Source organism: Morganella psychrotolerans, from assembly GCF_001676055.1.
Classification (GTDB): Bacteria; Pseudomonadota; Gammaproteobacteria; order Enterobacterales; family Enterobacteriaceae; genus Morganella; species Morganella psychrotolerans_B.
Genome location: NZ_LZEX01000042.1, coordinates 46,510 through 58,081 on the forward strand (window position 1 = coordinate 46,510; position 11,572 = coordinate 58,081).

Below are 11,572 nucleotides of genomic sequence, written 5' to 3' on the forward strand. Positions count from 1 at the left end.
TGGCAAGATTGTAAACTGCGCAAGTTTCGTAAGAATGTTCGCTAAATTAGCGGGATAAAAAAAGGCTGACAAGTCCGAAAGTATCTGTCAGCCCTCAATTTATCTTTATTTCTTGATGCAGGTCACTATTTGTTACGCATTCTTACTTACAACTTCCATACCTGAAACAGGATTTAACAATGCAAGTGAAAGAACTTCATCTATTGTTTTAACCGGATGAATATCCAGATCCGCTTTTACATTATCCGGAATCTCTTCCAGGTCACGGCGGTTTTCTTCCGGTATGAGGACTGTTTTAATTCCGCCGCGATGTGCTGCCAGCAATTTCTCTTTCAGCCCGCCGATAGGTAACACCAGACCACGCAGAGTGATTTCCCCTGTCATCGCCACATCCGCACGGACAGGATTGCCCGTCAGCGCAGAGACCAGCGCGGTACACATGGCAACACCGGCACTCGGCCCGTCTTTCGGGGTTGCCCCTTCAGGAACGTGGACGTGAATATCACGTTTTTCATAGAAATCGTTGTTGATCCCTAATTTATCAGCGCGGGCGCGGACAACGGTTAATGCCGCCTGGATAGACTCCTGCATGACTTCACCCAGTGAACCGGTATAAGAGAGCTTCCCTTTACCCGGAACCGCTGCGGTTTCGATAGTCAGCAGATCCCCGCCGACTTCTGTCCACGCAAGACCGGTAACCTGACCCACACGGTTTTCAGTATCAGCACGTCCGTAGTCCACTTTCTGCACACCCAGGTACTCTTTCAGGTTGTCCTGGTTAATTTCGATGTGCTTGAGTGTTTTATCCATTAACAGCTGTTTCACGGCTTTACGGCACAGTTTGGAGATTTCACGCTCCAGTCCGCGCACGCCCGCTTCACGGGTGTAATAACGGATGATACCTAAGATCGCACTGTCATCGATAGTCAGTTCTGTTTTCTTCAGCGCGTTGCGTTCTGTCTGTTTAGGCAGAAGATGTTGAATCGCGATATTGAGCTTTTCATCTTCCGTATAACCGGACAAACGGATAACTTCCATACGATCCAGTAACGGCGCAGGAATGTTCATCGAGTTCGATGTTGCCACAAACATAACATCAGACAGATCGTAATCCACTTCCAGGTAGTGATCGTTAAACGCGATATTTTGTTCCGGATCCAACACCTCAAGCAGTGCTGACGCAGGATCACCGCGCATGTCAGATGACATTTTATCGATCTCATCCAGCAGGAACAGCGGGTTTTTTACGCCTACTTTTGCCATTTTCTGGATTAATTTACCCGGCATAGAGCCGATATAAGTACGGCGGTGACCACGAATTTCCGCTTCATCACGCACGCCGCCCAGCGCCATACGGACATATTTACGTCCGGTTGCGCGGGCAATAGATTGCCCCAGAGAGGTTTTACCCACCCCCGGCGGCCCGACCAGACACAGGATCGGCCCTTTAATTTTACTGACACGGCTTTGGACCGCGAGGTATTCAAGGATGCGCTCTTTAACCCGATCCAGACCATAATGGTCGCTATCGAGAATTTCCTGCGCTTTGCGCAGATCTTTTTTAACTTTGCTGCGCTTAACCCACGGAACCTGAATCATCCAGTCAATATAACTGCGGACAACGGTTGCTTCCGCAGACATCGGGGACATCATTTTCAGTTTTTGCAGCTCGGCTTCGGCTTTTTCTTTTGCCTCTTTCGGCATCTGCGCTTCTTCAATCTTACGTTTCAGCGCTTCAGCTTCATCCGGTGCGTCGTCCATCTCACCCAGCTCTTTCTGGATAGCTTTCATCTGCTCGTTGAGATAGTACTCGCGCTGGCTTTTTTCCATCTGTTTTTTGACGCGGTTACGGATACGTTTTTCCACCTGTAACAGGTCGATTTCCGATTCCATCATCGCCATCAGATACTCGAGGCGCTCAACCACATCAGGCATTTCTAATACAGATTGTTTATCCTGTAATTTCAATGTCATGTGGGAGGCAATAGTGTCTGCCAGTTTGGCGACATCCTCGATACTGTGTAAAGAAGTCAGGACTTCCGGCGGAATTTTTTTATTCAGTTTGATGTAACCTTCAAACTGATTGGTCGCTGTGCGTAACAGGACTTCCTGTTCACGCTCGTCCACAACCGGCGATTCCATCAGCTCAGCCTGGGCTGAGAAGAAATCACCGTTGTCGCTTAATGTTTTGATATGCGCACGTTGCAGACCTTCCACCAGCACTTTCACAGTGCCGTCCGGCAGTTTCAGCATCTGTAATACCGATGCGACTGTCCCGACTGAGAATAAATCATTGACGCCCGGTTCGTCCGTTGACGCTTCTTTCTGGGCGACTAACAGCACTTTCTTATCCATATCCATGGCTGTTTCCAGACAGTGGATGGATTTTTCGCGCCCGACAAATAAAGGAATAACCATGTGGGGATAAACCACCACATCGCGTAAAGGCAGTACCGGGATTTCAATGCGTTCAGCACGCTCAGGATTCATAGAGCACTCTCTTCGTTTAGCTTACGCCTTGTTAGGAACGTCGTGAAACACGTTTTTTACAGGTTCCACTCCATAGAATGATCAATATATGGGGATGCATTTCTTACATTCAATACTTTATTTAGTAAGAAAAGCGAAATGAGGGAAAATTCCCTCATTTTTATAATATTGATAACAAATTCACTAACTTTTCGTTACTCGCCGGAAACCTGTGCTTCAGGTTTACGGTAAATCAGCAAAGGTTCAGTTTGATTCGTGATCACATTTTCATCGATAACGACTTTTTCAACGTTTTCCATTGAAGGCAGATCGTACATCGTATTCAGTAATGCCGCTTCAACGATAGAGCGCAGACCACGGGCACCTGTTTTACGTTTCATCGCTTTTTCTGCGATAGCAACCAGGGCTTCACGGCGGAACTCCAGTTCGACATTTTCAATATTAAAAAGTGCCTGATACTGTTTCGTTAACGCGTTTTTTGGTTCCTGTAAAATCTGGATCAATGCGTCTTCATTCAGCTCACCGAGTGTAGCCACTACCGGCAGACGACCAATGAATTCAGGGATCAGACCAAATTTAATCAGGTCACCCGGCTCCACTTGTGCCAGTAATTCACCTTCCGTTGCTTTATCTTTATCGCCACGCACTTCGGCACCGAAACCGATACCTGAACGGGTATTCAGACGCTGTCCCACCACTTTATCAAGACCGGCAAATGCCCCGCCACAGATAAACAGAATTTTTGAGGTATCAACCTGCAAAAATTCCTGCTGAGGATGCTTACGTCCACCCTGCGGCGGCACTGCGGCGATAGTCCCTTCGACCAGTTTCAGCAACGCCTGCTGAACACCTTCGCCGGATACATCACGGGTAATTGACGGATTATCAGATTTACGTGAAATCTTATCAATTTCATCAATATACACGATACCGCGCTGAGCTTTCTCTACATCATAGTCGCATTTCTGTAAAAGCTTCTGAATGATATTTTCAACATCTTCGCCCACATAACCGGCTTCGGTCAGTGTGGTGGCGTCCGCCATGGTAAACGGAACATCCAGATAACGCGCCAGGGTTTCTGCCAGTAATGTTTTACCGCTGCCGGTTGGTCCGATAAGCAGAATATTACTTTTGCCCAGTTCTACGCCTTCCGCTGTTTTATCGCCGTTGCGTAAACGTTTGTAGTGATTGTATACCGCAACCGCCAGTACTTTTTTCGCCAGTTCCTGACCAATAACATAGTCATCAAGGTGCTGACGAATTTCATGAGGTGTCGGCAGTTCATTGCGATCACTGCGCTGTGCCGGGATCAGGTCTTTAATTTCTTCACGAATAATGTCATTGCATAAATCAACGCATTCGTCACAGATATACACTGACGGGCCGGCAATCAGTTTCTTAACCTCATGCTGACTTTTCCCGCAGAAAGAGCAGTACAGCAGCTTTCCTGAACCGTCTTTGCGTTTGTCTGTCATCAGTAAACCTCACTTAATCAGTACAGCTCATCATCATGAGCCGCAAAAAATGTCACGACACCGCAGTACCCTGCCTGTGGCAGGATACGGGCAACGCCTGTGTTACTTGTTACCGGCGTGTGTAAATATGGTCAACCAGGCCGTATTCCTGTGCTTCTTTAGCAGACAGGAAGCGATCACGCTCGGTATCACGCTGAATTTCCTCAACGGATTTACCGGTGTGATGAGCCAATAATTCATTCATGCGCGCTTTCACTTTCAGAATTTCCTGAGCATGAATTTCAATATCCGTTGCCTGTCCCTGATAGCCACCCAGCGGCTGGTGGATCATGACCCGAGAGTTAGGCAGGCAATAACGTTTGCCGGGCTCACCCGCCGTCAGTAAGAAAGAGCCCATGGAGCAGGCCTGGCCCACACAAATTGTGCTGACCTGTGGTTTGATAAACTGCATGGTGTCATAAATTGACATCCCGGCGGTAATAACCCCACCCGGTGAGTTAATGTAAAGACTGATGTCTTTTTCCGGGTTTTCAGCTTCCAGGAAGAGTAATTGTGCCACGACCAGGTTTGCCATATGATCTTCAACCTGACCGGTTAAAAAGATAATACGGTCTTTTAATAAGCGTGAATAGATATCATAGGAGCGTTCACCGCGTGCTGTCTGCTCGATAACCATTGGCACCAGCGCCATGTTGGGTGCGAAAGTATCCTGATTGTCGTGATATGACATGTCCATCTCCTGATTGAATTTTATTGGTGCCTGCCGAATGGGACTATTTTACTTGAGATCCGGTAAGATGACCATGTGCTATCGGTGATTCGGCCATATAATCAGCATATCCCGCCCGGCAATTACCTGATATGGCAAATATGGGGGATAACCCCGGCTTTTTTCAAGGAAAATTGTCATATATAACGAAAAAACCGCAGACAATGCATATTGTCTGCGGTTTTGATCAGATAAACAGCAAAGAGCTGTTCACAGAGAGAGGATTAACCTGCTGCCTGAACCTGGTTCATCAGTTCAGTAAAGCCGGTTTCTTTATCAGTCACTTTCGCTTTCGCCAGAACAGTTTCAATTGCCTGCTCTTCCAGTGCCAGATTGCGGATACCTTCCATCATCTGATTGTTTTTGTTGTAGTATTCTACAACTTCTGACGGATCTTCATACGCAGAAGCCATTTCTTCAATCAGCATGTTAACGCGATCGTCTTCGGCTTTCAGTTCGTTAGAGAGATGACTTCGCCTAACAGCAGGCCAACTTTCACGCGGCGTTTAGCCTGTTCTTCGAACAGTTCACGCGGCAGTTCCATCGCCTGTTGCTCTGAACCACCGAAACGCTGTGCTGCCTGCTTACGCAGCTCTTCGATTTCAGTATCAACAGCTGCTTTCGGTACATCGATTTCGTTTGCTTTCAGCAGACCGTCGATAACCTGAGTTTTAACACGGTTGCGCACAGCATTTTTCAGCTCGCGTTCCATGTTTTTACGGATTTCTGCTTTCAGACCATCCAGAGAACCGTCGCCGATACCGAAGCGTTTAATAAACTCTTCAGTCATTTCCGGCAGTTCGCGCTCTTCCACTTTTTTCAGTGTGATAGCGAACTTCGCTGCTTTCCCTTTCAGGTTTTCAGCGTGGTAATCTTCAGGGAAAGTCACATCGATTTCGAATTCTTCACCGGCTTTATGACCGACAACACCGTCTTCAAAGCCCGGAATCATACGGTTCTGACCCATGACCAGAACGAAATCAGAGGATTTACCACCGTCGAACGCTTCGCCGTCAACAGTACCTGCGAAATCGATAGTGATGCGATCGTCAGCTTTCGCTGCATCTTCAATCACTTTCCATTCAGCCTGCTGCTTGCGCAGAGTTTCAACCATGCCATCGATGTCAGCATCTTTGACGGTAACAACCGGTTTTTCAACTTCGATTGTTTCCAGACCTGTCAGCTCAACTTCAGGGAACACTTCAAATTCAACAGTATATTTGAAGTCCTGACCATCCTGATACGGCTCGTCTACTTTGTAGTCCGGTGCGCCGACAGGATTGATTTTGTTCTCGATGATAGCGCTGACGAAATTACGTGACATAATCTCGCTGAGTGCATCCTGAACAGCCATCGCGCCATAACGCTGCTTGATGATGTTCTGTGGCACTTTACCTTTACGGAAGCCGTCAATACGTGCTTTCTTGGCGATTTCAGCTAATTCTTTATTTACTGCTTTGTCAATTTCGGCGGCAGGAACGGTGATTAATACACGACGCCCAAGGCCTTCAGTCGTTTCAACAGAAACTTGCATCTTATTACCTCAAAAAAGTCTATTGCTCGGTCAACTCCAGATCCCACGCACGGCACTTTGCCCGCGTGAAACGATAATGAACCGGGGTGGTCGCATTTAAAAACCGAGTTCCCTTATATTCAGAAGCGTCCCGAAACCATACGGAATTTCAGACGCGACATTATAGCGATGCTGACACTCCGCGTCGAGGAGCGCAGGCAAAAGAGCCTTAAATTCATTCTTTTTATATCAAAATTTGTGCGATGAGCCGGTTTTTTGCACAATCCGCGACTCACTGACCGCCGCCATGACAACGCGGCGATGCCTCCACACTTCCCTGAGCCCGGTTCCACTCATCCGGCGTGTAAGTATGAAGTGCCAGGGCGTGAACCCCGCCTGAAAGCTCATCGGCCAACAGTGTATAGATATGGCGGTGACGCCCGACCAGGCGCATACCATCAAAAATATCACTGACCACCACCACTTTAAAGTGAGTTTCAGATCCGGCAGGGACATTATGCTGACCGCTTTCATTCATCACATCTATATGATGAGGCGTCAGTGCCAAATTCAGTTTTTCAGTGATACGTTGCTGCATCACAGCAGGGAATGATGCCGACATAACTATCCTCAGGTCAATGTATGCTTGCGGGGAATGCCCAGTGTAGTGAGTTTTTTATCAAAATCCATACCAATCCGCGATAAAGCCGATTATCATCATGCGTTAATCTGAACACGCACACCGCCGACGACAATCCGGTGCTGTGACTGACTTCAACAACTTATAACGGATTCATATTATGTTGAAAAAATACCTCTTTCCGCTGTTCGCGCTGATATTATTAGCTGGTTGTCAGGCACCGTCGAACACCTTATCCATCGAGCCCGTGATGAAATTACCACCGGCGGATCCAACACTCGGCGCGATAACTATTTCCATTACCGGTGTCGATAACCGTTCATCTCAGACACTGGCTGAATTCAGCCGTAACGGGCAGCTGGCACAGTTACGTCCGTCACGCGACCTGCGTTTCCTTATGCAGGAAGCTCTGGAAAAACAAATGGTTGCACGTGGGTTCATGATTGGCACTCCGGCGGCGGCAAATGTTCAGATAGCGATAAATACCTTTAAAGCGAATGTTCAGGAAGGCAGTGTCCGCCATAACATTACCGCTAACATTGAGGTTACCGTACTCGCCACCGCGCAAAATAACAGTACAAAAAGCAGAACATTCCGCACCAGCTATAATGTGCAGGGACCGTTCAGCGCCAGCAATGAAAAAGTGACGGATGCCTTTAACCGCGCACTCAGTGATATTGTTGCCGACATGGCTCAGGACACACAAATCAGCCAGTTCATCAAACAAAACGCCCGCTATTAATTTGTCCGGACAGCCCTGCACTTTCAGGTACAGGGCTGCCCGGTTGTTTTTCTGCCTATCGTGTTTTTCTTTTGATACATATCGCTTTTCTTTTAATAACAAAGAGTGTCACCGCCGGTGATACGTAAGGATAATAATGTTCCGGAGTATTTGGGCGACTTACAGTCAGCGGAATGCCCGTATTCTTTTACTGCTCGGGTTTGCTTCCGGGTTGCCGCTGGCACTGACCGGCGGAACACTCCAGGCCTGGATAACAGTGGAAAATGTCGATATTAAAACCATCGGTTTTTTTTCGCTGGTCAGCCAGGCGTATGTCTTTAAATTTTTGTGGGCGCCCTTTATGGATCGCTACCAGCTGCCGTTTCTCGGACGTCGCCGCGGCTGGATGCTGACCACACAAATCCTGTTGATCATCAGCATTATTGCAATGAGCATGATGAAGCCATCGGAGCACCTCTGGTGGCTGGCTGCCGCTGCCGCTGTTGTCGCGTTTTGTTCTGCATCGCAGGACATTATTTTTGATGCCTATAAAACGGATCTGCTTTCTGCAAAAGAGCGTGGTACCGGGGCTGCGATATCAACATTAGGTTACCGGCTGGCGATGCTGGTTTCCGGCGGGCTTGCGCTGCTGATAGCACACCGCTATACCGGCTGGCAGAATATGTATCTGCTGATGGCTGCAATCATGCTTGTCGGTGTATTTGCCACCCTGATGGCAAAAGAGCCCGTAACAGATGCGCCGCCGCCACGGACACTGCGGGAAGCCGTCCGTGATCCTCTGGCTGAGTTTTTTGGCCGTAATAATACCTGGCTGCTGTTACTGCTGATCGTCCTCTATAAAATGGGAGATGCATTTGCATTAACACTCAGTACACCATTTTTGATCCGTGGTGCCGGGTTCGGTCCTGACGAAGTCGGGCTTATCAATAAAACCCTGGGGCTGGCAGCAACGATTATCGGCGCACTGTACGGCGGTTATCTGATGCAGCGCTGGAGTCTGTTTAAATCACTGATGTTCTTCGGAATAATTCAGGGATTCTCGAATCTCGGCTATTGGGTACTGACTGTTACACCACAAAATATTTATATGATGGGTGGCGTTGTATTCATCGAAAACATTTGTGGCGGGATGGGAACGGCAGCCTTTGTCGCACTGCTGATGACGCTGTGTAACCGGTCATTCTCAGCAACACAGTTTGCGCTGTTATCTGCGCTCTCAGCCGTCGGGCGCGTGTATACCGGGCCATTCGCCGGATGGATGGTTGAGTTCTACGGCTGGAGCTGGTTCTATATGTTTACCGTTGTTGCCGCCGTTCCGGGATTGCTGTTACTGCTGCTATGCAGGCAGACGCTGCGCTATACCCAGGAAACAGAACAATTTCTGCCCCGGCGCCATTTCCGGGCCGGTTACCGTCTGGCGCTCTCATTACTCGGGATCACCGCCGCCCTGTTTACAGCAAGCCTGATCCTGCTGCTTACCGGCGCGTTCGGTCTCACCCCTGAATTCATTCCCGACACACTGAAAGGTGACATTTTCATTTACGGACTGAATATCGGGATTGCCGGTTTATTCCTGGGCGGGCTGCTTGATTATTGCGCACTTCGCCGGGATAAGCTGACCTGACGCTGTTACCAGTACCGGAAAAAATTCAATCAAAAGTTTATAAAGCCAGTTTAAACTGGCTTTTTTATTGTTATCTTTTAGATGCTGATCACATTTAATATAATTTATTTCTTAAAATTACATTCAAAACCACAAATACATCACGTTCCATATTTTCCTTTTCCTTCCTTCACCCTATATTCGCCATTGTTATTTCTGGCCTCTTAACTCTTTAACTACAAAATAAATAGCTGACAAATTATGAAAAAAACGACTATTGCAGCCATCATCGCTGCAACAACCGCGTTTTCTGCGCAGGGTGAGTATCAATGGGGATTTGCAAACGTCAGTATGAACTATCTGGACTGGACTGAGCACACAACGCATAAAAGCGGAAACAGTTCACATAAAGACGACTTTGCTTACCTGGAACTTGAAGGCGGTGCCGGCTACTCCTGGGGTGAGCTTTACGGTTTCTTCGATCTGGAAAATGCGTTTAACAGCAAAACAGATTCTGACGCCGGTGATAATCAACGCTACACCTTCAAAACCACGGGTCGCTTCTACCTGGGTGACAGCGGTTTTAACGCCTACGGACACGTTTACGGCACCTATTCCCTGCCGGGAAACGGCGGTAACTTCCATGAAGTAAATACCCTGTACGGGATCGGGTACAACACCGATTTCCACGGTTTATGGCTCAAGCCATTCGCGGCACTCCACTATGTTGATCAAACGTTTTACAGCGGTAACAACGGCTATGTGCTTGGCTGGGTTGCCGGATATGATTTCAATCTGTGGAATGAAAAATTCAGTGTCACCAACTGGCATGAGATGGAATTTAACCGTAATGAACGTTACGGCAATGGCGGACGAAATGGTATCAATGGAGCGCTCGCCTTATGGTGGACACCTGTTCCGTCTGTCACAACCGGTATCCAGTACCGCTATGCTGATAATAAATTAGGTGAAGATTTCTATCAGCAGGCAATAGTTTATAGTATTAAATATAACTTCTAGATCACATTTTCAGACCACAGGGGGCAAAAGCCCCCGTATTCTTACTAATAACTTGTTTCTGAATAGAAAATTTTCACTAATCTGTCATATAAAGTGTAATAATTAGTGTTATCTCCTTTCGGTATTACATTCCCTAATCTAAGCTTAAACATCAACTTGTCGCTTGTTTGTTAAAAGTAAGGTTTTTATTTTACTTTTACACAAAGAATTACCCACTTGTGATCCTTTTAACATAAAGAGCCAACAATTGGTGTAATTCTATTACATATATTTACACTAATCCTACCTTGCCGTAATATGTGCGGACTGATGAAACGACAATAGTACTGAGCACCTTTATTTTTGGGGTCGTTGGATGAGCTTATGAACTACAAAAAGAGTATCGGGATAGTCATGCTGCTCGCAGCCACGCTTTTATCAGGCGGGTGCGATATGGTGTTGATGGATCCAAAAGGCACTATCGGAGCACAGCAGAAAACGCTGATTTTAACTGCAATTGGTCTGATGCTTATTGTGGTCATTCCGGTCATTATCATGACAATCGTTTTTGCCATGCGCTACCGGGAAGCAAAAAAAGCAACTTACCGTCCTAACTGGGCGCATTCAAACAAAATTGAACTTGTCGTCTGGACTGTTCCAATCATTATCATTCTGATTCTGGGAACAATTACATGGAAAACCACCCACGAACTGGATCCTTACAAACCGCTGGTCAGTGATCAGGAACCTGTCACTATTCAGGTTATTTCTATGGATTGGAAATGGTTGTTTATCTATCCGGATCAAGGCATTGCCACTGTGAATGAGATTGCATTCCCGGTCAGTGTTCCCGTTAATTTCAAAATCACTTCTGACTCTGTAATGAATTCATTTTTCATTCCGCAGTTAGGCGGTCAGATTTACGCAATGGCCGGCATGCAAACCAAACTGCATCTCATTGCTGATGAACCGGGTGTGTATAAAGGAATTTCCGCGAGTTACAGCGGTCATGGCTTCTCTGACATGAAATTTACCGCAACCGCCACCCCGACACGTGAAGCCTTTGATGAATGGGTCGCCAAAGTGAAAGCCTCGCCGGATACCCTGAACACCACTGACGCGTTCAATGCATTAGCAAAACCGAGTGTTAATAACCCGGTCGCCTACTTCTCAACCGTCAAGCCAAATCTGTTTGTGGATACCATTAACAAATTTGGTCACGCCGGTCATGGCAGCGCAAAAATGCAGGAAGGCGAAAGCCATTCAATGATGGATATGAGTGCAGATGAACACAGCAGCCATACGCCTGTGGCAACTCATACCGGAAATAAGGGGTAAAGC

8 protein-coding genes and 1 pseudogene are annotated in these 11,572 nt (G+C 47.2%); 4 read left to right on the plus strand and 5 right to left on the minus strand.

From position 1 onward, the window contains the following. Positions 1–132: 132 nt before the first annotated feature. The 5 genes and pseudogenes from lon to bolA all read right to left on the minus strand — a co-directional run bounded on the left by lon (position 133) and on the right by bolA (position 6,869). Positions 133–2,490, minus strand: coding sequence for an endopeptidase La (gene lon, locus AYY17_RS15865; RefSeq protein WP_067425185.1), 2,358 nt, complete (start codon positions 2,488–2,490; stop codon positions 133–135). A gap of 194 nt (positions 2,491–2,684) precedes the next feature. Then, positions 2,685–3,965 (minus strand): ATP-dependent protease ATP-binding subunit ClpX, encoded by a 1,281-nt coding sequence (gene clpX / locus AYY17_RS15870; protein ID WP_067399029.1) that lies wholly within the window; start codon positions 3,963–3,965, stop codon positions 2,685–2,687. Positions 3,966–4,074: 109 nt separating this feature from the next. Next, a complete protein-coding gene (clpP, locus tag AYY17_RS15875; RefSeq protein WP_067369821.1) occupies positions 4,075–4,695 on the minus strand; it encodes an ATP-dependent Clp endopeptidase proteolytic subunit ClpP in 621 nt (206 codons plus the stop codon). A 263-nt stretch (positions 4,696–4,958) separates the two neighbouring features. Then, positions 4,959–6,268, minus strand: a pseudogene (tig, locus tag AYY17_RS15880) (trigger factor). A 271-nt stretch (positions 6,269–6,539) separates the two neighbouring features. Next, positions 6,540–6,869 (minus strand): transcriptional regulator BolA, encoded by a 330-nt coding sequence (gene bolA, locus AYY17_RS15885; RefSeq protein ID WP_067425188.1) that lies wholly within the window; start codon positions 6,867–6,869, stop codon positions 6,540–6,542. Between the two features lie 178 nt (positions 6,870–7,047). On the opposite strand from bolA, the gene AYY17_RS15890 reads away from it, so the two are divergent. The 4 genes from AYY17_RS15890 to cyoA all read left to right on the plus strand — a co-directional run bounded on the left by AYY17_RS15890 (position 7,048) and on the right by cyoA (position 11,569). Further along, positions 7,048–7,629 (plus strand): YajG family lipoprotein, encoded by a 582-nt coding sequence (locus AYY17_RS15890; protein ID WP_067425191.1) that lies wholly within the window; start codon positions 7,048–7,050, stop codon positions 7,627–7,629. 136 nt (positions 7,630–7,765) lie between these two features. After that, complete coding sequence (gene ampG, locus AYY17_RS15895; protein ID WP_067425194.1) at positions 7,766–9,253, plus strand: muropeptide MFS transporter AmpG; 1,488 nt, start codon at positions 7,766–7,768, stop codon at positions 9,251–9,253. Between the two features lie 240 nt (positions 9,254–9,493). Further along, positions 9,494–10,252 (plus strand): nucleoside-specific channel-forming Tsx family protein, encoded by a 759-nt coding sequence (locus tag AYY17_RS15900; protein WP_067399036.1) that lies wholly within the window; start codon positions 9,494–9,496, stop codon positions 10,250–10,252. Positions 10,253–10,615: 363 nt separating this feature from the next. Then, positions 10,616–11,569: a cytochrome o ubiquinol oxidase subunit II gene (gene cyoA, locus AYY17_RS15905; protein WP_067425197.1), complete on the plus strand. Its 954-nt coding sequence runs from the start codon at positions 10,616–10,618 to the stop codon at positions 11,567–11,569. Positions 11,570–11,572: the final 3 nt, after the last annotated feature.